Raw genomic sequence first — 20,925 nt, forward strand, 5'->3', positions numbered from 1 at the left:
CATGAAGGTGGCCATCGCCGGAGCGGGCGCGGTCGGGCGTTCGATCGCCAGGGAACTGCTGCGTGGCGGGCATCGGGTGATGCTGCTGGAACGCCAGCTCGACCACATCGATCCCACCGCCATCCCGGACGCGGTGTGGGTGCACGCCGACGCCTGCGAGCTGTCGCTGCTGGAGAACGCCGACCTCGAGACCTACGAGGTGGTCATCGCCGCCACCGGCGACGACAAGGCGAATCTGGTGCACAGTCTGCTCGCCAAGACCGAGTTCGGCGTGCGCCGGGTGGTCGCGCGGGTCAACGATCCGCGCAACGAATGGCTGTTCAACGAGTCGTGGGGGGTCGACGTCGCGGTGTCGACGCCGCGGCTGCTGGCCTCGCTGGTCGAGGAGGCGGTCTCGGTGGGTGATCTGGTGCGGCTGATGACACTGCGCCAGGGCCAGGCCAATCTGGTGGAGATCACCCTGCCCGCCGACACCCAGCTGGCCGGTAAACCGGTGCGTTCGCTGACCATGCCGCGCGACACCGCGCTGGTGACGATCCTGCGCGGCGGGCGGGTCATCGTGCCCCAGCCCGACGACCCGTTCGAGGGCGAGGACGAACTGCTGTTCGTCACCTCGGTGGAGGCCGAGGAGGACCTGCGGCTGTCGCTGGCCACCCACGGCGTGCGGCCCTAGGCGACCTTCAGCTCCGCGCGCAGCTTGTTCAGCGCGCGATGCTGCATGACCCGCACGACGCCGGGGCTGGTGCCGATGGCCTCGGCGGTCTGCGCTGCGCTCCAGCCGAGCACGATCCGCATGACCAGCACCTCGCGATGGTTGGGGGCCAGCACCTTCATCAGGTCGTGGGCGGCGGCGCGGCGTTCGTTGGCCATCGCCCACTCCTCCGGGCCCGCCGCCGCGCAGGCGGTGTCGGGCAGGTCGGCCATCGGGTAGGCGGTGTGCTTGCCGCGGCGGAACGCGTCGGAGACCTTGTTGGCGGCGATGCCGTAGACGAAGGCCAGGAACGACTTGCCCTGGTCGCGGTAGCGCGGGATGGCGGTGACGGTCGCCATCAGGACTTCCTGGGTGACGTCGTCGGCGGTGACGGTGAGGTGTCCGGTGGCACCCATCCGCGCCGAGCAGTAGCGCCGCACCAGCGGGTGCACCAGGCGCACGATCTCGGCGACGGCGTCGCGGTCACCGCGCGCGGCGGCACCGACCAGCGCGTCGAGTTGCGCGGCAACGCGCTTGCTCTCCGACATGGCGGGGGCGGAGGTCTTCGACGCGCCGGACGGTCGGTGCTCGGAAGCCATCATGGTCGCCGGTCCTTTCACGATCACTGCGTTTTTCCTACGCATTGATCGTGCGTCGAACGACCGGGGAGAACCAGACACCCCAGGGTGGGTACTCCCCCACCCACGCACCCTCAGGCGGGCGCGGAATCCTTTCCGGCACCGGCTTTGTCGGCTTTCTCGGCCGGGAGGTGTCCCGCGCGGCGCACCGCCCACACGGTGACCACCAGCGCCACCGCGGTCAGCGGCCAGCCCATCGCGATGCGGGCCACCGCGAGCCAGGTGGTGTGGTCGGTGTCGTAGAGCTGCGACTGCACCAGGTAGCGGGCACCGAAGACGACCACCCACACCGCGGTCGCCAGGCTGTAGAGCTTGCGCACGCGCGCGTCGGTGCGCCAGCCGCTGCCGTGCCCGTTGAGCGCGCCCCAGATCACCCCGACCAGGGGGCGGCGCAGCAGGATCGACAGCAGGAACACGCTCGCGTAGACCAGGCTGGTGTAGATGCCGAACAGGAAGAAGCCTTTGGCCTCGCCCATCCGGTAGGCGATGAACGCGCACACGCCGACACCGAGGAAACCCGAGATGGCCGGCTGGACCGGATCGTGGCGGACCAGCCGCCAGATCAGCACCGCGGCGGCGACGCCGAGCGCGGCCCAGATGGCGGCGGTCAGCCCGCCGAAGGTGTTGACCGGTACGAAGACCAGCACCGGGAGGGTGGAGTAGATCAGGCCGCTGAACCCGCCGAGCTGTTCGAGCAGGGTCTGTTCGGTCTGCTCGACCTCGGCGTCGGTGTCCGGGTCGACCGGGTCAGCGGTCGCCACGGGCAGCACCACGGTGGGTTCGGGGTCCGCGTAGCGGTACTCGTCGCTGGAGGGCATACGTCAGCTGTTCCCGCGCAATTCGTAGTAGGGGTTGAAGATCACCTTGCGGCCGTCGCGGTCACCGACCCGGCCACGGACCAGGATGCGCCTGCCCGGTTCGATCCCGGGAATGCGCCTGCGCCCGATCCAGACCAGGGTGATCGCGTCGGTGCCGTCGAAGAACTCGGCCTGCACGGTCGCGCCCGCGGCCTTGGGACACGCTTCCACACTGCGGAGCCTGCCGACGATTGTCGCTTCCTCACCGCGACAACAGTCCGCGGCGCGCCGGGCACCGGAGGCATCGGCCGTCTCGGCCAGTTCCTCGGCGTCGAGCTCGTCGATATCGGCGGTCAGGCGGCGCCCCAGCCGGCGAAAATATCCCGAGTCCGGACCCGATCCCGACTTGTGTCCGCCCGTGGATGACGACATTGCACGCTTCTCCCGCTAGTTGGCCGTACACCGCCACTGTAGATGGGCAAACGGGCGGCCGCTACGCTCGGTCCGTGTTGCGCACCCCACCCCAGGTCACCGTGGTCGCCCTGCCCGGAACCGGTTCCGACGCCGATTTCGCCGCCCGCGCGTTCGGTCCGGCCGCAGCCGCGCGTGGGTGGGCGTTGCACGCCGTCGAACCGGATCCCCAGGCCGTGATCGCGAGCTATATCGCGGCTTTGGATGCCGCCGCGGCCCGCGGTCCCGTCCTGGCCGCAGGGATTTCCCTGGGCGCCGCGGTGGCGCTCGACTGGGCAGCCGGGCAGCCCACCGCGGTGGTCGGTGTGATCACAGCATTACCCGCCTGGACGGGCGCCGAAACCGCCGCCTGCCCGGCCGCGTTGAGCGCCTCGGTTACCGCCGGGCAACTACGCGCCGACGGCCTGGACGCGGTACTCGCCCGCATGCGGGCATCGAGCCCACCGTGGTTGGCGGCGGCCCTCACCCGGTCCTGGCGCAGCCAGTGGCCGCATCTGCCCCAGGCCCTGGACGAGGCCGCCGCCTACGCCTGGCCGACCCGCGAGCAACTGGCGACGATCACGGTCCCGGTGGCGGTGGTCGGCGCGAGCGACGACCCGGTCCACCCGATCGCCGTCGCCGAGGAGTGGGCGAGCGACCTCCCCCACGCGAGCTTGCGCCGGGTGACCCTCGCCGAACTCGGCGAAAACCCCGCGATCCTCGGCGAAGCGGGCTTCGCCGAACTGGACGCGACACTCGCGAGTTCGACGCTGCCCACCACCACCTGACCAGCGAACATCCCTGCGCGAGTCCTAATTCAGGCCGAGTTGTTGCATGGCCGAACCGTCCGCACCGCGACGCGGCTCGTCGGGCAGCTGGGGCGGCAGCGCCGAGGGCGGCGGGGCGGCGGCCGCGGCGGCCTGCGCGGCCAATGCCTGCTGCTGGGCCAGCACCTGCTGCTGGTGGGCGGCGGCGAGCTGTTCGGCCAGTTCCTGCGGCAGCACCACCGGCAGCGGGTCACGCACCGGCAGCGGCTCGCTGCCACGACGCACCACCGCGTCGGCGAGGACCGCGCGGGCGGCGGTGATCAGCGGACTGCGGTCGTCGACCGCGCCCGAGGGGCCCGCGGCGACCAGGCGGATCATCCAGCGCGGTCCGTCGACACCGATGAAGCGCAGATCGGCGCCCTCGGTGATCGCCTTGACCTCGCGACCCCACGGCCCCTTCTCGACCGCGACGCTCGCCCCGTCGCCACGCAGCGACTCGGCCAGATCGGCGGCCACCGTGCGCCATTGACCCGCCGACTTCGGCGCGGCGTAGGCGGCGACGGTGAGCCGGCCGTGTTCGGTGGCCAGGTGCACCGCCTGCGGTGTGCCGTCAGGGCTCATCTCCACCTGGAGCTGACCGCCCTGGGGCACCGGGATGAGCACCGAGCCCAGGTCGAGGCGTTTGGCGACGACCTCCTCGGACACCTCGCTGATGTCGTAGGGGCCCGCGGCGGCGTCCGGCTCGTGGTCGAAGTTGCCGTAGATGCGCTCGTCGGTCGGCGCGTCGTCGAAGTCGAGGTGCGCGAAGTCCGGGCGCGGGAACTCGTCGGTGTCGTAGTCGTCCTCGTCGTAGCCGTCGAGGTCGTACTCGTCGGCTTCGGCATAGTCGTCTTCGTCGTAGGACTCGTCGTAGTTCGCCGGCTCGTCCTCGCGCGGTGCGCGCTTCTTCTTTCCGAACAGACCCATTACGCCTCCTCGCCGGTCAGGCTGGCATGCCCGCCGCTCGACCCGTATCCGCCCGCGCCGCGCGCGGTGTCGTCGAGGTCGTCGACCTCGGTGAAATCGACCAGTTCGACGCGCTGCACGAGCAGCTGCGCGATCCGGTCGCCGCGGCGCAGCTCGATGGCGGTGCGCGGGTCGTGGTTGATCAGGCACACCTTGATCTCGCCGCGGTAGCCGGCGTCGACCGTGCCCGGGGTGTTGACCACCGAGAGACCGGCCTTGGCCGCGAGGCCGGACCTGGGGTGGATCAGGCCGACCGTGCCGACCGGCAACGCGATCGCGATCCCGGTGCCGACCAGCACCCGCTCCCCCGGTTCGATGATCACATCTTCGGTGGTACAGAGATCGACGCCCGCGTCACCCGGATGGGCACGCGTCGGCACGGGAATGCCGGGATCGAGCCGCCGCAGCGGAATCGGTGCAAGTGCGTTCACATCGGTCGAGCCTACGCGTTCCGGCCCCGACCTTGCGGTCAGAGCCCCGGCGCGGTGGCTTACTCTGGACAGGTGCCCGACCAGCCCCATTCCACGACCACCGACCCCGACCACCCCGCGCCCGCGGCGCATCGGGCCTCGCCCTATCGGGAGCGCCTGTGGGTACCGCTGTGGTGGTGGCCGATCGGCTTCGCGATCGCCGGTCTGCTGGCCGCCGAGATCCACATGGGCGCGCCGGGCCTGCGGGCCTGGCTGCCGTATGTGTTGCTGGCGCCGGTACCGGTCTGGATTCTGTTGTGGATGAGCAGGCATCGCCTGGAAGTCACCGTCGCGCCCGACGGTGCCGCGGAACTGCGCGTCGACCGGGCCCACCTGCCGGTGAGTTTCGTCGCGCGCGCCGCGGCCGTCGCGCCGACAGCCAAGAGCGCGGCGCTGGGCCGTCAGCTCGACCCCGCCGCCTATGTGCAGCACCAGGCCTGGATCGGGCCGATGGCGCTGCTGGTTCTCGACGACCCGGACGACCCGACGCCGTACTGGTTGGTCAGTACGCGCAGGCCGGACCGGGTCCTGGCCGCGCTCGGACTCCCGAGCGCGGGCTGACCCGTCGCGTCGTCGTCTAGGCGGCGCAGTCCATGCAGATGAGCTGACCACCCTTTTCGCTGGCCAGTCGGCTGCGGTGGTGCACGAGGAAACAGCTCGAGCAGGTGAACTCGTCCGCCTGCTTCGGGACCACCCGAACGCTGAGTACCTCGTCGGACAGGTCCGCGCCGGGAAGCTCGAACGATTCCGCTGTATCGGACTCGTCGATGTCCACGACGGCGGACTGCGCCTCGTTGCGGCGGGCCTTCAGCTCCTCGAGCGAATCCTCCGACACTTCGTCGGATTCGGTGCGCCGCGGTGCGTCATAGTCGGTTGCCATGTCGTCTTCCCCTCAGTCCTTACTCCGTATATCCCGGATCAGTTCGATTGCCGAACCCCACTGGGATTCGGCGTTCGTTCCGCCCCGCCGGTGGTGCACCTCACACGTACACCGGTCGCCTATCAGGGTCGATCGGCGATCGATCACTCCGACAGCGTTCGGTTAACGCAGGACATGCCCTGGTTGTTCCCGCGACCGATCACCGTTTCACCGGTGATTATTCGATCTGGGCGGGCAGACAATAGCGGACCTGCGGACAAATGTCGCAATCACAACCCGGCCGAGTCGAAACCGACGACGAATCTTCACCTACCGGGAAACTCGCCGAGACCTCCCGCACTCGCGGACTGCCGCCGGACTCGTAGAGTGAGCCCGTGGTTTCACTGATCACCGAAGGCAGCGCGACCGATCGCGACGGCAAACCCTACCCGCGGCGGCGGCCCGAGCTCTGGCTCGTGCTCGTCCTCGTGCTGGCTCTGGTCAGCTTGTTCGTCTGGATCACGGCGTTTCGGACCCATGACGACAGCAACGCGCCGATGGCCTGCAACGCGCCGAGCACGCCGACCGGAGCCAACGCGCCCCAACCCGCGCCGCTCGGTACCCGGGTGAGCCCCTCGCGGCTGGACAACGTCGACCCGGCCGCCCTGTCGGAGTCGAAGGTGCGCGTGTTCAACGCCAACGGCCAGAGCGGTCAGGCCGGTCACATCGCCTCGGCGCTGGGCGATCTCGGCTTCGCCGGCGCGCCGGGGACACAGGTCGGTAACGATCCGGTCTATGTCAACGGCGATCTCACCTGCACCGGTCAGATCCGCTTCGGCGTCAACGGCCGCCCGGCCGCCGCCTCGGTCCAGCTGGTCGCGCCGTGCGCCGAGCTGATCGAGGATTCGCGGACCGACGACACCGTGGACCTGGTGCTCGGGCTGGCCTTCGGCGAGTCGCTGCGGCCCGGCGCCGACGCCGAAGAGGTGCTGCGGTCGCTGCGCAATCTCGCACCCGGCGCGAGTTCGTCCTCGATCGATCCCGATCTGCTCGAGGCCGCGCGCACCGTCTCCTGCTGAACCGCGCCGGGTCAGTCCGGCAGCGGCGTGAACGCGCCTGACTGTTCGAGCACCTGGGTCAGGTCGGCGGCGACACCCGGGGCGGCGACCACGGCGAGTTCGCCCTCGGCGCCGCCGACGGTGATCGCGGGCACCCGCACCACCGCGCCCGCCTCGGCGGCGATGAGTGCGCCCGCGGCCCAGTCCCAGGCGTTGAGGCCGTGTTCGTAGAACGCGTCCAGGCGGCCCGCCGCGACATGGCACAGGTCCATCGCGGCGGCGCCGAGCCTGCGGATGTCGCGGATCCTCGGCAGCACCTGGGTGAGGATCTGCGCCTGCCGCTCGCGACGCACCCGGCCGTAGGCGAAACCGGTGCCGACCAGCGCGACAGCCAGGGAGTCCTCGGCGCTGCAGCGCAGCGCGACGACGGTGCCGTCGGCGTGCACGGCCGTGGCGCCCGCGCCGCGGGCGGCGCTGTAGGTGACCGCGGCTGCCACGTCGACGACCGCGCCCGCGACCGGCTCCCCGTCCCGCACAGCGGCCACCGAGACCGCGTAGCCGGGCAGCCCGTAGAGGAAGTTCACCGTGCCGTCGATGGGGTCGACGACCCAGGTGACGGTGCCCGGCGCAGTCGCGCCGACATCCCCGCCGCCCTCCTCGCCGAGAATCGCGTCGGCGGGCCGGTGCCGGGCGAGCAGGCCACGGATCAGCTGTTCGGATTCGGTGTCGACGACGGTGACCGGATCGGTGACGTGGCCCTTGGTGGTGACGGCGCCCGCGACGGGCCCGCCCGCGGCGAACACCTCGGGTCGGCGCGAGCGCACATGGGCGGCCGCGGCTTCGGCCAGTTCGATCGCGAGCGAGCGCAACCGTTCCGGCTCGTCGGCGGTGCTGCGGAGGGTGGAGGTCTCGGAGGTCGTGTAGTCGGGCACGACTCCATCGGATCACATGTCGCGCCGCCCGGCGCCGGAGGTGACTACCGCTACTCTTTGTCAGGCACATCGACCGCGTCAGGCAAGGGGTTGCACCATGTCCGCTCGGGGGCACGCATTCGGCATCGATATCGGCGGTAGCGGGGTGAAGGGCGCGGTGGTCGATCTGGCCACCGGCACCCTCACCCACGACCGGATCAAGATCGCCACACCACACCCGGCCACGCCCGCCGCGGTGGCCGAGGCCGTCGCCGAACTGGTGGCGAAGGCACAGTGGGAGGGTCCGGTCGGGCTCACCATGCCGTGCGTGGTGCTCGACGGGCACGCCAGGACCGCGGCCAACATCGATCCGTCCTGGATCGGCACCGACGCGCGCGCGCTGTTCTCCGCGGCGCTGGACGGCCGCCCGGTGACGGTGCTCAACGACGCCGACGCCGCCGGGCTGGCCGAGGACAGCTACGGCTCGGCGCGCGATCTGCACGGGCTGACCATCATGCTCACCTTCGGCACCGGCATCGGCTCCGCGCTGCTCTACAACGGCACGCTGGTACCCAATTCCGAGCTCGGCCACATCCTGGTCGGCACGGACGAGGCCGAGCATCTGGCCGCCGCGTCGGTCAAGGATCGCGAGGATCTCGGCTACCCCGAGTGGGCGCGCCGGGTGAGCACCGTGCTGAGCACCATCGAGGCCCTGTTCTGGCCGAAGGTCTTCATCGCGGGCGGCGGCATCAGCCGTGATCACGAGCAGTGGATTCCGTTGCTCACCAACCGAACTCCGGTGATTCCGGCGGTGCTGAAGAACACCGCGGGTATCGTCGGTGCTGCTATGGCCATCGATGCGGGGCTCGCGCCCTGACTCGCCAGGAGGGGCGGCGCAACGCCTCGGTGGCATCGTGCCATGAGTACCCTGGTTGGATCGTTACAATGGAACACGTCCGGCGGTGAGCCGGTGAAACCTTCCGGCCGCGGCCGGTCGCGAGAAGGCTGGTGAACATACCGGCTTCCCCGGCCGACGCACCGCCGGTGCAACCCGACCGACCGCTCCGCCGGAAAACCACTCTGGCGTGACGCCGCACGAGACCGTCACGAAAGGGCGTACGTGGTAGCCACGAATACCCGTCAGACCGCCGACTCGGCCGACGCCGATGCCGACGACGCCGTAACCCCGGCCAAGAAGGCGCCGGCCAAGAAGGCCGCCGCCAAGAAGGCCCCGGCGAAGAAGGCCGCTGCCAAGAAGGCCCCGGCGAAGAAGGCGGCCGCCAAGAAGGCGCCGGCCAAGAAGGCCGCCGCCAAGAAGGCGAGCTCGGCCGAAGGCGGCGAGGAGCAGCTCGACGACGAGTCGATCGAACTCGACGACCTCGGCGATCTCGAGGTCTCCGAGGACGAGCTCACCGACGGTGAGACGCTGGTCGAAGAGGCCACCGAGGAAACCGCCGAAGCCGAGACCGACACCGAGGAGCCCTCCGAGAAGGACAAGGCTTCCGGCGATTTCGTCTGGGACGAGGAGGAGTCCGAGGCGCTGCGCCAGGCGCGCAAGGACGCCGAGCTCACCGCCTCCGCCGACTCGGTGCGCGCCTACCTCAAGCAGATCGGCAAGGTCGCGCTGCTCAACGCGGAGGAGGAGGTCGAACTCGCCAAGCGGATCGAGGCGGGCCTGTTCGCCGCGGAGAAGATGCGCGAGTTCGCCGAGGCGGGCGAGAAGCTCTCGGTGACCACCCGCCGCGATTTCAACTGGATCGTGCGCGACGGCAACCGCGCCAAGAACCATCTGCTCGAGGCCAACCTCCGCCTGGTGGTCTCGCTGGCCAAGCGCTATACCGGTCGCGGCATGGCGTTCCTGGACCTGATCCAGGAGGGCAACCTCGGCCTGATCCGCGCGGTCGAGAAGTTCGACTACACCAAGGGTTACAAGTTCTCGACCTACGCGACGTGGTGGATCCGCCAGGCCATCACCCGCGCCATGGCCGATCAGGCCCGCACCATCCGTATTCCGGTGCACATGGTCGAGGTCATCAACAAGCTCGGCCGCATCCAGCGCGAGCTGCTCCAGGACCTGGGCCGTGAGCCCACGCCGGAGGAGCTGGCCAAGGAAATGGACATCACGCCGGAGAAGGTCCTCGAGATCCAGCAGTACGCGCGGGAGCCGATCTCGCTGGACCAGACCATCGGCGACGAGGGCGACAGCCAGCTCGGTGACTTCATCGAGGACTCCGAGGCGGTCGTCGCGGTGGACGCGGTGAGCTTCACCCTGCTGCAGGATCAGCTGCAGTCGGTCCTCGAAACGCTGTCCGAGCGTGAAGCGGGCGTGGTGCGGTTGCGCTTCGGCCTCACCGACGGTCAGCCGCGCACCCTCGACGAGATCGGTCAGGTCTACGGCGTGACGCGTGAGCGCATCCGCCAGATCGAGTCGAAGACGATGAGCAAGCTGCGCCACCCGAGCCGGTCGCAGGTACTGCGCGACTACCTCGACTAGCCGAGTCGCTCGAGAAGCCCGTGTCCTCCGTCAGGAGGGCGCGGGCTTCCTTTATTTCCGAATGAACATTCCGAGCAGTTTGTATTAGCTGGCCGGTCGACACGGTAATCGTTTCGTGATCAACCCCACAGTGCCGTATTGCGCTGCGAAGGCCACGGATTCGCGATCTTCACCGTATCGTCACAGGCGGTTTTTCGTTCTACTGCCGCCGGTCTGCGGTACTGGCATTGAGGGTTTCGCGGCGTGCTCGACATTTATCACTTCAGCTACGGCTGGATCACTCCCCTTCTCGCGTATTTCATGTCCGTCACCGGCTGCCTGCTCGGCCTGCAGTGCGCGGCGCGCGGCCGCAACGCCGCCGAGGGCCGTACCGGCTGGCTCGTCGGCGCGGCCATCGCCATCGGCGGCACCGGCATCTGGGTCATGCATTTCATCGCCATGCTCGGCTTCACCATCCGTGGCGCCGATATCCGTTACGACATCCCGTTGACGCTGTTCAGCGCCCTCACCGCGATGGTGGTCGTCGGCATCGGGCTGTTCATGGTCAACAAGCCACAGCCCACCCTGCGTTCGCTGCTCGGCGGCGGCACGATCACCGGCCTCGGCGTCGCCACCATGCACTACACCGGTATGTACGCGATGAAATCCACCGCGACAGTCAGTTACCGGCCGGGCCTGGTCGCGCTGTCGCTGGTGATCGCGGTCGTCGCCTCGGTGGTGGCGCTGTGGTTCACGTTGCGCGTCAAGGGTTTTCTCGCCACCGTCGGTGCCGCGCTGATCATGGGTGTCGCGGTGTGCGGCATGCATTACACCGGCATGGCCTCCATGCACGCGCACTCCAATCATCACGCCGCCCCGCCGACCGGTGCCGGGGCGATGGATCTGCTCGCCCCGCTGATCGGCGTGAGCAGCATCGTCACCATGCTGGTGCTGATCAGCGTGAGCCTCACCGAGATCGAGAACGAGGAGGCGCTGCCGCGGATGTGGCTGACCTCCCGGCACGGACCGCGCCCGCAGCGGCCGCGTGGCCCGCGCCCGCTGCCCCAGATGCCGCCGCTGCCACCGGTCGCGCCCCAGCAGCTCCCCCCGGGAGTCCCGGGCGCCGGGCCGATCGAGTACCGCACCGAGGAGCTGGTCTACGACGGTGCGGGCGCCTGGCCGCGCCGGGTCGTGGACTGATCAGATCGGCGCCGGACCTGTGCGGCGCCGGGCGAATTCGACCGCGGGCTCGACGATCCTGGCCGCCACCGGGCCCAGGATCGCCATCAGCAGCACATAGGCGGAGGCCAGGGCGGCCAGGCGCGCGTCGACCTGGCCGTAGCCGACCGCGAGGCCGGCGATGACGATGGAGAACTCACCGCGCGCCACCAGCGCGGCGCCCGCCCTGGCACAACCCATCCGGCGGATGCCCTGCCTGCTCGCCGCCCACCAGCCGACCGCCACCTTGGTGGCGGCGGTGACCACCGCCAGCGCCACCGCCCAGCCGAACACCGGCGGCACCGCGCCCGGATCGATGGACAGGCCGAAGGCGACGAAGAACAGCGCCGCGAACAGATCCCGCAGCGGTTCCAGCAGTTTGACCGCCTGGTGCGCGGTCGACCCGGAGATCGCGATGCCGAGCAGGAACGCGCCGACCGCCGCCGAGACATTCAGCGCCGAGGCCGCGCCGGCCACCAGCAGCGCCGCGCCGAGCAACTGCAACAGGAACACCTCGCGGTCGGCGCTGTCGAGTACCGCCGAGACGACCCGCCCGAAGCGCAGCGCCACCACCAGTACCACGGTGATGGTCGCCAGCGCGACGGCCATCGACACCAGCCCGTTGAGCAGGCTCAGCCCCGCCAGCATCATGGTCAGGATCGGCAGGTAGACCGCCATCGCGAGATCCTCGAACACCAGGATCGACAGCACCACCGGGGTCTCGCGGTTACCGAGACGGCCCAGGTCGTCGAGCACCTTGGCCACGATTCCCGAGGACGAGATGTAGGTGACGCCACCCAGCACGACCGCGCCGACCGCGCCCCAGCCCAGGATCAGCGCGACCGCGGCCCCGGGCAGCGCGTTGGCCACCAGGTCCACCGCTCCGGCCGCCCAGGAGCGCCGCAGCCCGGTCATCAGCTCGGGGGCGGTGTACTCCAGCCCGAGCAGCAGCAACAGCAGCACGACGCCGATCTCGGAGGCGATGTGGCCGAACTCGGTGGCGGCGTCGAAGTCGACGAGTCCGCCCTGACCGAAGGCCAGCCCGCCCAGCAGATACAGCGGGATGGGCGACATCCCGAACCGGCCGGCCACTCGCCCGCAGACCCCCAGCGCGAACAGGATCGCACCGAGCTCGAGCAGAGCCAGTGCCTGCGCGGTCACGGCCGTCAGCCGTGGGTGAGGATCTTCGCGGCCGCGTCGAGGCCGTCCGGCGTGCCGACCACCACCAGCAGATCGCCTTCGGTGAAGGTGAAGTCCGGGCCGGGTGAGGGATGCAGCTGACCGGCGCGCATCACCGCGACGATCGAGGTCTTGGTGCGCGTGCGCATCCCGGTCTCACCGAGAGTGCGTCCGGCATAGGGGGATTCGTCGAGCAAGACCAGCTGGCGGGTGGTGATGCCGGGCAGGTCGCGGTGGTCGTCGTTGAGCTTGGCGACCAGTTGCGGCGCGCCGAGCAGGTTCGCCAGCACCGAGGCCTCGTCGGTGGACAGCGGCACCTGAGCGGCGATCGCGTCCGGATCGTCGGGCTTGGACACGATCAGGTCGATGTCGCCGTCGCGGTGCGCGACCACCCCGACGCGACGCCCCGACCTGACCTCGAAATCCTTGCGCACTCCGATTCCCGGTAGCGCTGTGACGTCGACGTTCACACGATCCAGCCTAGTCGCGCCGACCCCCGGATGTGGCCTACGCCACTGCGCCGCGCCGCGGCGTGGTGAACTCGCCGCCGGGACCGGGCCGATAGTCCTGGGCCGCGAGCACCGCGGCGAGCGGGAGCGGACCGTACAGATGCGGGAACAGCATCGAGGCCGGGTCGGCCGGTACGCCCGGCTCCCATCTCACCTCGGCGGTGAACCGGGCCGGATCCAGCCACAGCACCATCATGTCGGTGCGCCCGGCGAAGAGCCGGTTGGCGGGCAGCTGGACCTGCTGCGGCGTGGACAGGTGCACGAAACCGCTCTCGGCCAGCGACGGTGGCCTGCGTTCGCCGTCGTTCTGCAGTTGCAACCATTCTTGGGAAGTACACAGGTGAACAAGCGTGTGAGTGTCAGAGGTCACGGGTAATCTCCGGGTAGACAACAGGTTCGGACGTCGAAGACCTTGTCACAGCACCCGTTGCGGGGCTCGCTGCGGCGGTTGCGCCGCGCGCGTAACGAGCAACACCGCAGCGAGCGACACACCGGGTGAGCGACAAGATCGATGGGGAGGTGGCACAACGGCTCCGCAGGTGAACGGCGAGTGCTCGAAACCCGCGACCAGTAGCTGTTCGCTTTCAGCGAAACCGCAGGTCGTGTTATCGAAAACACAAAGATTCACTTCCGGGAACAAAGCCTGAATCCCGAACGTCTGACAGAGTAGTCGTACCACTGCTGGGAAGTAGCGGATGCGAGCCTCGTGGAGTGACCACGGGGCCCACACCTAGGCGAACGGCCACGCAGCGCCGGGAGCCGGGACGGAGGAGTCATGCCAGGAACCCTGACCAGCACCCCACTGACCGCGGTCGATCGTTGCGATCGTTGCGGGGCGGCTGCCCGAGTGCGTGCCGTGCTTCCCGCAGGTGGCGAGTTGCTCTTCTGCCAGCATCACGCGAATGAACACATGGACCGCTTGCGCGAGCTCGAAGCCGTGATCGACACGGAATCCGCTCCCGCTCTCTGACCTACTCCTCGCGTCCGAAACAACCACATCCGACAACAGAACATCCCGACAGCGGGCGACCCGAGCAGGGCGCCCGCTGTTGTTGTGTCCGGGGGGTTCGTCCTGGCCGTCAGCGGTCGGCCAGGATGCCGTCGACCAGCGTGGCAACTCCGTAGGCGAAGGCGCCGTCCGGGTCGGCGGGTGCCTGGTGGTGCTCACCGGCCGCCGCGCCGACCCGCCCCGCCAGCGGGAACTCGCCGGCGGGCACGATCCGGGCGAGCAGCGGGCCGTGCACGGCCCACCAGTCCGCGTCGCTGAGGAGCTCGGCCGCACCGGCCGCGGCGACGGCGAGGCGGGCGTTGCCGGTGGCGAAGTCGGTGAGCACCGCGATCGCCCGGTCCATCGCCAGATCGCTCAGTCCGGCGCCGTCGAGGGCGCGCAGCTGGCTCTCGTAGCGGCGCATCCGGGCCGGGCCGAGCACCTGACGCCACGGCGACACCTCGAGCAGCCACGGGTGGGTGAGCAGTTCGGTGCGTACGCCGGTGGCCACGGCGATCATCCGGTCGCGGATCGGCAGGTCGGCCTGCACCGGCGCGTCCTCGGCGGCGACCGCGTCCACCATGAGCGCCAGCAGGGCCTCCTTGCTCGGCACATAGGTGTAGATGCTCATCGCCCGCACACCGAGCTCGGCGGCGACCGCGCGCACGGTGAGTGCGGCGATGCCGTCGCGGTCGGCCAGGGCGATCCCCGCGGCGACCACGGCGTCGACCGTGAGACCAGGCTTGGGCCCCCGTGTGCCGGGCTTGGCGGGCAGGACGTGCCGCCACAGCAGTTCGAGGATCTGGCCGGCCTGCGCGGTGGACTTCTCGGCGCCGTCGGTGGGCACGATTTCGCCTTTCTGGCAAGCGGGAACAAACTCGGTACAGTGTACGTTGTTCGATCGTTCGCGCTACCCGATCAGAGGAGACCGCTCTGCCCGCCACCCAGGCCACCTATCTCCCCGACCGCCACCTGTTCGCCCTGTGGACCTGGACCGGCCATGCCGCAGGCCCCGCGCCCGGCCTCGGCGACCCGGAACAGCTCACCCTCGCCCTGCCGGTGGGTGAACGCGGCGCGATCGAGCCCGTCGAGATCGCCACGGCGGTGGTGACCCCGGCCGAACTGGCCACGCTGCCGACCGCCGGCCTCGCCCCCTCGGCGCTGTCCTGGCACACACTGCTGGCCACGCCCCGGCGCGACCCCGGCGATCGGCCGGGCGACCACCTCCCACCCGCACCGCACGCAACAGCCACCGCAACGACCGCAACCGCCGACCTTCCACCCGCCCTGCGCGCGGTGAACACCGATACGACCGCCGCCACGCACCTCGCACCAGCCGGACACCCGGCAGCCATGGAAACGACCGCAGCCACGCACGGTCCGTCGACGGCACTCCCCCCGACGGCAGTGGATCAGCTCCCGCCGGCGGCGCACGCCGTCCCGGACGCGGTGGGTACAGCGATCGTGTCGGCGGAGCGGGCGGTGCGGGTCCTGCGTGAGACCGAGGCGCTCGACGCAGAGCTCGCGCGGGTGTTGGACGCGACGTTGCGGCCGTATCAGGTACGGGGTGTCGGCTGGATGCGCGAGACCGTCGCCGCGTATGGCGGTGCGGTGCTGGCCGACGAGATGGGTCTGGGCAAGACGGTGCAGACCATCGGGTTTCTGCAGGGGCGGGCCGAGGGGCCGCAGCTGGTGGTGTGCCCGACCTCGCTGGTGGGCAACTGGGTGCACGAGATCGCGCGATTCGCCCCGGGGCTGACAGCGCACGCCTGGCGCGGCGGCGAGGTGACGGCCGAGGCAGGCACGGTGCTGGTCACCGGCTATCCGACGCTGCGTCTGCACGGTGCGCGCCTGCACGATCGCGAGTGGGCGACAGTGGTTTTCGACGAGGCGCAGGCGTTGAAGAATCCGCGCACCCAGGTGTCGAAGGCGGCGCGGGCGCTGCCCGCCGCGGCCAGGGTCGCGCTCACCGGCACCCCGGTGGAGAACCATCTCGACGAACTGTTCGCGCTGCTGCACCTCACCGTGCCGCGGCTGTTCGCGCACCGCACACAGTTCCGGCGCCGGTTCGTCAAGCCGATCGAGGAGGGGTCGGCCGCCGCGGCCGCCCGGCTGCGCGATGCCGTCGAGCCGGTGGTGCTGGGGCGCAAGAAGATCCAGGTGGCGGCCACGCTGCCGGCGAAGATCCACACCGATCTGCTCTGCGATCTGTCCGCCGAGCAGGAACGGGTGTACGACGCGGCGCTGGCCCGCGCGGTCGAGGAGGGGTTCGGTTCCGGCCTGCAACGCCAGGGGCGCGTGCTCGCCGCGCTCACCGAGCTCAAACAGGTGTGCAACCATCCCGGCCTGGTCTCCGGCGACCTGGCCGAGCTCGCCGGACGCTCCGGAAAACTCGACCTGTGCACCGACATCGTCGCCACCAATCTCGACACCGGCGATCCGACACTGATCTTCACCCAGTACCGCAAGACCGGCGACTTGCTGGTGCGCCACCTCGCCGAGCAGTTCGGGATCACCGCGCCGTTCTTCCACGGCGGACTCGACGCCGCCCGGCGTGCGGAGATCGTCACCGAGTTCCAGTCCCCCGGCGGTCCACCGGTGCTGATCCTGAGCCTGCGCGCGGCGGGCACCGGTCTGACTCTCACCCGCGCCGCCGACGTGATCCATTTCGATCGCTGGTGGAATCCGGCGGTCGAGGCGCAGGCCTCCGACCGCGCGCACCGGATCGGGCAGACACGTACCGTCACCGTCACCACGCTGACCAGCTCGACCACGGTCGAGGAGCACATCGCGGCGATGCACACCCGCAAGTCGGCGCTGACCGATCTGTCCGACGCGGCGGGCATCGCCGAACTGGCCCGCCTCGACGACGACGCCCTCGTCGACATCCTGCGCCGAAAGCGAGAGAACTGATGGGCGACAACGAATTCGGCTACACACCGTGGGGCAAGGACTGGGTCCGGCTGGCCGAGCCCTTGGGTCAGACCAAGCCGGAACCGATGCTGCCGCGGGCCCGCAGCATCGCCCGTAACCACGGCGTGCGCACCGAGATCGAGGGGCGCATAGTGCGCGCGCATCTGCACCGGGGCGGGCAGGCGTCGATCGCGCATGTCGAGGTGGTGCCGCTGACCCGGGACGCGGTGACCACGATCGCGCGCACCATCCCCGATCCGTCGGTGGTCACCGACGAGATGCACCGCGCGCTGCTCGACGCGGGCCGATCCCCCGCCCCGGCCCTGGCCAGTACCGACTGCTCCTGTTCGGCGCGCACCGACCGGTGCGTGCACGTGCTCGCGGTGCTGTACACGATCGCCCGCCAGGTCGACGAGAATCCGCGCCTCGCGCTGGAACTCCAGGGCTATTTCGACGCGACCGACGACATCGACGCGCCGGTCCAGGAACCACGCTGGACCAGCATCAACGCACTCGATCCCACCCGGTTCTTCGCCGTCTGACACCCGGGAGCGCGCAGGCGCCGGCGTCGATGGTGATCACCGCGCCGATGATGGTCCGCCCGCGCGACCGGCGAGGAACACGACGCGGTCGGCGACTACGGCCGAGGGTCACGCACGGCGCAGGCATTGCGCGAGGAAGCCGACGCCGGCGGCGGCGGCGCGCTACTGGCGGCGCAGGGCGGCGATGCGTTCGGTCAGCTGGTCCGAGGTCGCCAATGCCGTGGGCGGGCCGCCACATTCGCGACGGAGCTCGCCGTGGATCACGCCGTGCGGCTTGCCGGTGCGGTGATGGTGCATGGCGACCAGGCTGTTGAGTTCGCGGCGTAGTTCGCCGAGCTTGTCGGAGGTGGCGATGCGTTCGACGACCGCGGCGGGCGGGGGCGCGGCCTCGGCGGCGCTGCGGTCGGCGAGCTGGCGGGTCTGGCGGTCGCGCAGCAGCGCGCGCATCTGGTCGGCGTCGAGCAGGCCGGGAATGCCCAGGTAGTCGGCCTCCTCGTCGCTGCCGGCGATGGTGGCGGTGCCGAAGGAGGAGCCGTCGTAGATCACCTGGTCGAGTTCGGCGTCGGCGGCCAGCGCGACGAAGGACTTCTCCTCTTCGCCGGGCTCGTCCTTGGTCTTGTTCGCGTCGATCAGCAGTTCGTCGTCGAGCGCGTTCTTCTCCCGGTGCGGCTTGCCGATGACGTGGTCGCGCTGCAACTCCAGCTGGGCGGCCAGGTCCAGCAGCACCGGCACCGAGGGCAGGAACACACTCGCGGTCTCCCCCGGCCTGCGGGCACGCACGAACCGGCCGATGGCCTGGGCGAAGTAGAGCGGGGTCGACGCGCTCGTCGCGTACACGCCGACGGCCAGGCGCGGCACGTCGACACCCTCGGACACCATGCGCACCGCGACCATCCACGGCTGGGTGCCCTTGGCGAACTCGTCGATACGGCTCGAGGACTGTGGGTCGTCGGAGAGCACCACGGCGGGCCGCTCGCCCGAGATGTGTTCGAGCAGTTCGGCGTAGTCGCGGGCGCGTTCCTGATCGGTGGCGATCACCAGGCCGCCCGCGTCGGGGATGCCGGAGGCGCGCAGCTGACGCAGCCGGGTGTCGGCCGCGCGCAGCACCGCCGAGATCCAGTCACCGGCCGGGTCCAGCGCGGTCCGCCAGGCGCGTGCGGTCTGTTCGGCGCTGAGCGGTTCGCCGAGGCGGGCGGTGTGTTCCTCGCCCGCGCTGTCGCGCCAGTGCGCGTCACCGGAGTAGGCCAGGAAGACCACCGGGCGCACGACGCCGTCGGCGAGGGCATCGGCGTAGCCGTAGGAGTGGTCGGCGCGCGAGCGCGGGAAACCGGACTCGTCGGGTTCGTAGGTGACGAACGGGATCTTGGAATCGTCGCTGCGGAACGGGGTTCCGGTCAGTGCGAGCCTGCGGGTGGCGTCACCGAAGGCTTCCTCGGTGGCCTCACCCCAGGTCTTGGCGTCGCCCGCGTGGTGGATCTCGTCGAGGATCACCAGCGTGCGGCGGTTCTCGGTGCGCACCCGGTGGCGGGTGGGGTGGGCGGCGACCTGCGCGTAGGTCACCACGACGCCGTGGTAGTCGCCGGAGGTGGCGCCGGTGGAGTTGGAGAAGCGCGAGTCCAGCTGGATGCCCGTGCGCGCGGCCGAGGCGGCCCACTGGTGCTTGAGATGTTCGGTGGGGGCGACGACGGTGATCTGGTCCACCGTGCGATCGGCCAGCAACTCGGCGGCAACCCGCAGCGCGAAGGTCGTCTTACCGGCGCCGGGCGTGGCGACCGCGAGGAAGTCCCGCGGCTTGGTGGCCAGGTATTTCGTCAGCGCGCGCCGCTGCCAGGCGCGCAGGGAACCCCCCGCCGCACCCCCCGCGGCCGTATCGCCCGGTGTACCCGCTTCTCTCGCCGCAGCGACGCCACCCGACCCAGTCACGCAGACGACCCTAGCCGCCCGATGCGGCGTGTCGCCAAACCGACGCGGGGTGCGCGACCGGCATCACAATCGAGACCGAGGTCATCGGCCATTTACCTGTTACCCGCCGACACGTTGCCCGGCCCGCGGCACACCGCACACCGTTGTGCGGGATGCTTGACACGAGATGAGCAACGACCAGGTCCGGGCAGCCGATGTGGCACACCCGCCGCAGGCACCCCTGCCCGGCGGCCGGGCCACGCTGCCCACGATCCCGGCCGAGCCGCCCGGGCAACGTCCCCGCGAACACACCAGGGTGGTGCGGTGGCTGCTGTCGGCGTGGCGGTTGGTGGTCCGGGTCGCGCAGAAGTGCTGGAACAACTCGATCTTCGCCAAGTCCGCGGCGGCCGCCTTCTGGCAGACCCTGTCGCTGGCGCCGCTGCTACTCGGCCTGCTCGGCAGCCTCGGCTATGTGGGCGGGCTGTTCGGGCCGGACACGGTGCAGATCGTGGAGGCCAAGATCATCGCGTTCAGCCGCGACTTCTTCAGCCCGTCGGTGGTCGCGGACCTGATCGAACCGACCGTCGACGACGTGCTGGGCCGCGGCCGCGGCGCGGTGGTGTCGGTGGGTTTCGTGCTGTCGCTGTGGGCCGGTTCCTCGGCGATGGCGACCTTCGTCGACGCCATCGTGGAGGCCCACGATCAGCAGGACGCCCGGCATCCGGTCTGGCAGCGGATCTTCGCGCTGCTGCTCTATGTGCAGTTCCTGGTGGCGGCGGTGCTGATCCTGCCGGTGATCGCGCTCGGCCCGACCCGGATCGGGCGGGTGCTGCCCGAGACCTGGCGCGAACCCGGACTGCGGCTGATCGACACCTTCTACTACCCGATCGTCGGGTTGCTGCTGATCATCGGCCTGACCACGCTCTACAAGCTGGCCCTGCACAAATCCCTGCCCTGGCACCGGCTCTTCGGCGGCGCGCTGGTGGCCGGGGTGTTCTTCATGGGCGCCAGCGATCTGCTGCGCCGGTACCTGGCGTGGATCACCGACACCGGCGTCAGCTACGGCGCGCTGGCCACGCCGATCGCGTTCCTGCTGTTCACCTATTTCCTCGGCTTCGCGGTGATCCTGGGCGCCGAGTTCAACGCCGCCGTGCAGGAGTTCTGGCCTGCCCGCGCGACCAGGATGGAGCAGGTCAAGGAATGGCTGAGCAAGGTCCGTGCCGAGGACGGACCCGACGAAACCGCCGACGCCTCCCACGAGGCGCCGGCGTCAGCGACCGGGCAACCGGTTCAGTCGCCGCCCTTGCGCAAGCCGTCGTAGACCTTCTTGCAGTCCGGGCACACGGGCGAGCCGGGCTTGGGCGAGCGCGTCACCGGGAAGACCTCACCGCACAGCGCGACGACCATCGTGCCCATCACGGCACTCTCGGCGATCCGGTCCTTCTTCACATAGTGGAAGAACTTGGGGACGTCGTCGCCGGTCGTCTCGTCGGTCGTGGTTTCCGGGCGTACCAGAGTGTCTGTACTCACGCCTTCCATGATGCCGCATCCGCGG

The 20,925-nt window shown here is 70.1% G+C and carries 24 protein-coding genes; 11 read left to right on the forward strand and 13 right to left on the reverse strand.

Going from position 1 to position 20,925, the window contains the following annotated elements; all coding sequences use genetic code 11:
- Window position 1: 1 nt before the first annotated feature.
- Window positions 2-673 carry a potassium channel family protein gene (locus ACFXK0_RS17615; protein WP_379411421.1) on the forward strand — a complete coding sequence of 224 codons (672 nt, stop codon included), beginning with the start codon at window positions 2-4 and terminating at the stop codon, window positions 671-673.
- Here the strand turns inward: ACFXK0_RS17615 and shbA are convergent.
- The 3 genes from shbA to ACFXK0_RS17630 form a co-directional block, all read right to left on the reverse strand.
- Entirely contained in the window at window positions 670-1,290 is a 621-nt protein-coding gene (shbA, locus tag ACFXK0_RS17620) for an RNA polymerase sigma factor ShbA (RefSeq protein ID WP_379411598.1), read from the reverse strand. The genes ACFXK0_RS17615 and shbA overlap by 4 nt on opposite strands.
- A 113-nt stretch (window positions 1,291-1,403) precedes the next feature.
- On the reverse strand, window positions 1,404-2,147 hold the full coding sequence (locus ACFXK0_RS17625) for a DUF3159 domain-containing protein (RefSeq protein ID WP_379411423.1): 744 nt from the start codon (window positions 2,145-2,147) through the stop codon (window positions 1,404-1,406).
- A 3-nt stretch (window positions 2,148-2,150) separates the two neighbouring features.
- The gene (locus ACFXK0_RS17630; protein WP_379411424.1) at window positions 2,151-2,558 is read right to left on the reverse strand and encodes an OB-fold nucleic acid binding domain-containing protein; all 408 of its coding nucleotides are present in this window, start codon (window positions 2,556-2,558) and stop codon (window positions 2,151-2,153) included.
- A 74-nt stretch (window positions 2,559-2,632) separates the two neighbouring features.
- Here ACFXK0_RS17630 and ACFXK0_RS17635 point away from each other — a divergent pair, with 74 nt between their 5' ends.
- Window positions 2,633-3,364: an alpha/beta fold hydrolase gene (locus tag ACFXK0_RS17635; protein WP_379411426.1), complete on the forward strand. Its 732-nt coding sequence runs from the start codon at window positions 2,633-2,635 to the stop codon at window positions 3,362-3,364.
- A 24-nt stretch (window positions 3,365-3,388) separates the two neighbouring features.
- On the opposite strand, the gene ACFXK0_RS17640 is transcribed toward ACFXK0_RS17635, so the two are convergent.
- Both ACFXK0_RS17640 and dut read right to left on the reverse strand, forming a co-directional pair.
- Entirely contained in the window at window positions 3,389-4,303 is a 915-nt protein-coding gene (locus ACFXK0_RS17640; protein ID WP_379411599.1) for a DUF3710 domain-containing protein, read from the reverse strand.
- A gap of 5 nt (window positions 4,304-4,308) precedes the next feature.
- Window positions 4,309-4,779, reverse strand: coding sequence for a dUTP diphosphatase (gene dut, locus ACFXK0_RS17645; protein ID WP_379411427.1), 471 nt, complete (start codon window positions 4,777-4,779; stop codon window positions 4,309-4,311).
- A 72-nt stretch (window positions 4,780-4,851) separates the two neighbouring features.
- Between dut and ACFXK0_RS17650 the strand changes: the two genes are divergently transcribed.
- Window positions 4,852-5,379, forward strand: a complete 528-nt coding sequence (locus ACFXK0_RS17650; RefSeq protein ID WP_379411429.1) for a DUF3093 domain-containing protein — start codon at window positions 4,852-4,854, stop codon at window positions 5,377-5,379.
- 16 nt (window positions 5,380-5,395) lie between these two features.
- On the opposite strand, the gene ACFXK0_RS17655 is transcribed toward ACFXK0_RS17650, so the two are convergent.
- Window positions 5,396-5,698, reverse strand: coding sequence for a DUF4193 domain-containing protein (locus ACFXK0_RS17655; protein WP_218716942.1), 303 nt, complete (start codon window positions 5,696-5,698; stop codon window positions 5,396-5,398).
- A gap of 374 nt (window positions 5,699-6,072) precedes the next feature.
- Between ACFXK0_RS17655 and cei the strand changes: the two genes are divergently transcribed.
- The gene (gene cei / locus ACFXK0_RS17660; protein ID WP_379411430.1) at window positions 6,073-6,756 is read left to right on the forward strand and encodes an envelope integrity protein Cei; all 684 of its coding nucleotides are present in this window, start codon (window positions 6,073-6,075) and stop codon (window positions 6,754-6,756) included.
- Between the two features lie 11 nt (window positions 6,757-6,767).
- Here cei and ACFXK0_RS17665 read toward each other — a convergent pair whose 3' ends face one another.
- Complete coding sequence (locus ACFXK0_RS17665; protein WP_379411431.1) at window positions 6,768-7,667, reverse strand: inositol monophosphatase family protein; 900 nt, start codon at window positions 7,665-7,667, stop codon at window positions 6,768-6,770.
- Between the two features lie 97 nt (window positions 7,668-7,764).
- On the opposite strand from ACFXK0_RS17665, the gene ppgK reads away from it, so the two are divergent.
- From ppgK to ACFXK0_RS17680, 3 genes are all read left to right on the forward strand, one after another.
- On the forward strand, window positions 7,765-8,523 hold the full coding sequence (gene ppgK / locus ACFXK0_RS17670; RefSeq protein WP_379411433.1) for a polyphosphate--glucose phosphotransferase: 759 nt from the start codon (window positions 7,765-7,767) through the stop codon (window positions 8,521-8,523).
- A 243-nt stretch (window positions 8,524-8,766) separates the two neighbouring features.
- Window positions 8,767-10,140 carry an RNA polymerase sigma factor gene (locus tag ACFXK0_RS17675; protein WP_379411434.1) on the forward strand — a complete coding sequence of 458 codons (1,374 nt, stop codon included), beginning with the start codon at window positions 8,767-8,769 and terminating at the stop codon, window positions 10,138-10,140.
- A 243-nt stretch (window positions 10,141-10,383) separates the two neighbouring features.
- A complete protein-coding gene (locus ACFXK0_RS17680; RefSeq protein WP_379411435.1) occupies window positions 10,384-11,319 on the forward strand; it encodes an MHYT domain-containing protein in 936 nt (311 codons plus the stop codon).
- Here the strand turns inward: ACFXK0_RS17680 and ACFXK0_RS17685 are convergent, their stop codons facing one another.
- From ACFXK0_RS17685 to ACFXK0_RS17695, 3 genes are read right to left on the reverse strand one after another with little or no spacing between them, the layout of a single operon-like run.
- Complete coding sequence (locus tag ACFXK0_RS17685) at window positions 11,320-12,498, reverse strand: cation:proton antiporter (protein WP_379411437.1); 1,179 nt, start codon at window positions 12,496-12,498, stop codon at window positions 11,320-11,322.
- 5 nt (window positions 12,499-12,503) lie between these two features.
- Window positions 12,504-12,986, reverse strand: coding sequence for a cation:proton antiporter regulatory subunit (locus ACFXK0_RS17690; RefSeq protein WP_379411438.1), 483 nt, complete (start codon window positions 12,984-12,986; stop codon window positions 12,504-12,506).
- A gap of 37 nt (window positions 12,987-13,023) precedes the next feature.
- Window positions 13,024-13,395 (reverse strand): DUF952 domain-containing protein, encoded by a 372-nt coding sequence (locus ACFXK0_RS17695; protein WP_379411440.1) that lies wholly within the window; start codon window positions 13,393-13,395, stop codon window positions 13,024-13,026.
- A 405-nt stretch (window positions 13,396-13,800) separates the two neighbouring features.
- Between ACFXK0_RS17695 and ACFXK0_RS17700 the strand changes: the two genes are divergently transcribed.
- Window positions 13,801-13,995, forward strand: coding sequence for a hypothetical protein (locus tag ACFXK0_RS17700; protein WP_029903635.1), 195 nt, complete (start codon window positions 13,801-13,803; stop codon window positions 13,993-13,995).
- A gap of 109 nt (window positions 13,996-14,104) precedes the next feature.
- Here ACFXK0_RS17700 and ACFXK0_RS17705 read toward each other — a convergent pair whose 3' ends face one another.
- Window positions 14,105-14,860, reverse strand: coding sequence for a TetR/AcrR family transcriptional regulator (locus ACFXK0_RS17705; RefSeq protein WP_379411441.1), 756 nt, complete (start codon window positions 14,858-14,860; stop codon window positions 14,105-14,107).
- 125 nt (window positions 14,861-14,985) lie between these two features.
- Between ACFXK0_RS17705 and ACFXK0_RS17710 the strand changes: the two genes are divergently transcribed.
- Window positions 14,986-16,926 (forward strand): DEAD/DEAH box helicase, encoded by a 1,941-nt coding sequence (locus ACFXK0_RS17710; RefSeq protein WP_379411600.1) that lies wholly within the window; start codon window positions 14,986-14,988, stop codon window positions 16,924-16,926.
- Window positions 16,926-17,468: a hypothetical protein gene (locus tag ACFXK0_RS17715; protein ID WP_379411443.1), complete on the forward strand. Its 543-nt coding sequence runs from the start codon at window positions 16,926-16,928 to the stop codon at window positions 17,466-17,468. Before ACFXK0_RS17710 ends, ACFXK0_RS17715 begins: the two co-directional genes overlap by 1 nt.
- Window positions 17,469-17,630: 162 nt before the next feature.
- Here the strand turns inward: ACFXK0_RS17715 and ACFXK0_RS17720 are convergent, their stop codons facing one another.
- Window positions 17,631-19,307 carry a DEAD/DEAH box helicase gene (locus ACFXK0_RS17720; protein ID WP_379411601.1) on the reverse strand — a complete coding sequence of 559 codons (1,677 nt, stop codon included), beginning with the start codon at window positions 19,305-19,307 and terminating at the stop codon, window positions 17,631-17,633.
- A 250-nt stretch (window positions 19,308-19,557) separates the two neighbouring features.
- Between ACFXK0_RS17720 and ACFXK0_RS17725 the strand changes: the two genes are divergently transcribed.
- Entirely contained in the window at window positions 19,558-20,691 is a 1,134-nt protein-coding gene (locus ACFXK0_RS17725; RefSeq protein WP_379411445.1) for a YihY/virulence factor BrkB family protein, read from the forward strand.
- On the opposite strand, the gene ACFXK0_RS17730 is transcribed toward ACFXK0_RS17725, so the two are convergent.
- On the reverse strand, window positions 20,661-20,900 hold the full coding sequence (locus ACFXK0_RS17730) for a DUF3039 domain-containing protein (protein ID WP_189024012.1): 240 nt from the start codon (window positions 20,898-20,900) through the stop codon (window positions 20,661-20,663). The two genes, ACFXK0_RS17725 and ACFXK0_RS17730, sit on opposite strands and share 31 nt — an antisense overlap.
- Window positions 20,901-20,925: the final 25 nt, after the last annotated feature.

This window comes from Nocardia sp. NPDC059177 (assembly GCF_042755165.1).
Taxonomy (GTDB): domain Bacteria; phylum Actinomycetota; class Actinomycetes; order Mycobacteriales; family Mycobacteriaceae; genus Nocardia.

What these genes read in the sequence shown, in the direction of transcription:
- ACFXK0_RS17615 (WP_379411421.1), top strand. Translation starts at nt 2, where the DNA reads ATGAAGGTGGCCATCGCCGGAGCGGGCGCGGTCGGGCGTTCGATCGCC.
- shbA (WP_379411598.1), bottom strand. Translation starts at nt 1,290, where the DNA reads ATGGCTTCCGAGCACCGACCGTCCGGCGCGTCGAAGACCTCCGCCCCC.
- ACFXK0_RS17625 (WP_379411423.1), bottom strand. Translation starts at nt 2,147, where the DNA reads ATGCCCTCCAGCGACGAGTACCGCTACGCGGACCCCGAACCCACCGTG.
- ACFXK0_RS17630 (WP_379411424.1), bottom strand. Translation starts at nt 2,558, where the DNA reads ATGTCGTCATCCACGGGCGGACACAAGTCGGGATCGGGTCCGGACTCG.
- ACFXK0_RS17655 (WP_218716942.1), bottom strand. Translation starts at nt 5,698, where the DNA reads ATGGCAACCGACTATGACGCACCGCGGCGCACCGAATCCGACGAAGTG.
- ppgK (WP_379411433.1), top strand. Translation starts at nt 7,765, where the DNA reads ATGTCCGCTCGGGGGCACGCATTCGGCATCGATATCGGCGGTAGCGGG.
- ACFXK0_RS17700 (WP_029903635.1), top strand. Translation starts at nt 13,801, where the DNA reads ATGCCAGGAACCCTGACCAGCACCCCACTGACCGCGGTCGATCGTTGC.
- ACFXK0_RS17715 (WP_379411443.1), top strand. Translation starts at nt 16,926, where the DNA reads ATGGGCGACAACGAATTCGGCTACACACCGTGGGGCAAGGACTGGGTC.
- ACFXK0_RS17725 (WP_379411445.1), top strand. Translation starts at nt 19,558, where the DNA reads ATGAGCAACGACCAGGTCCGGGCAGCCGATGTGGCACACCCGCCGCAG.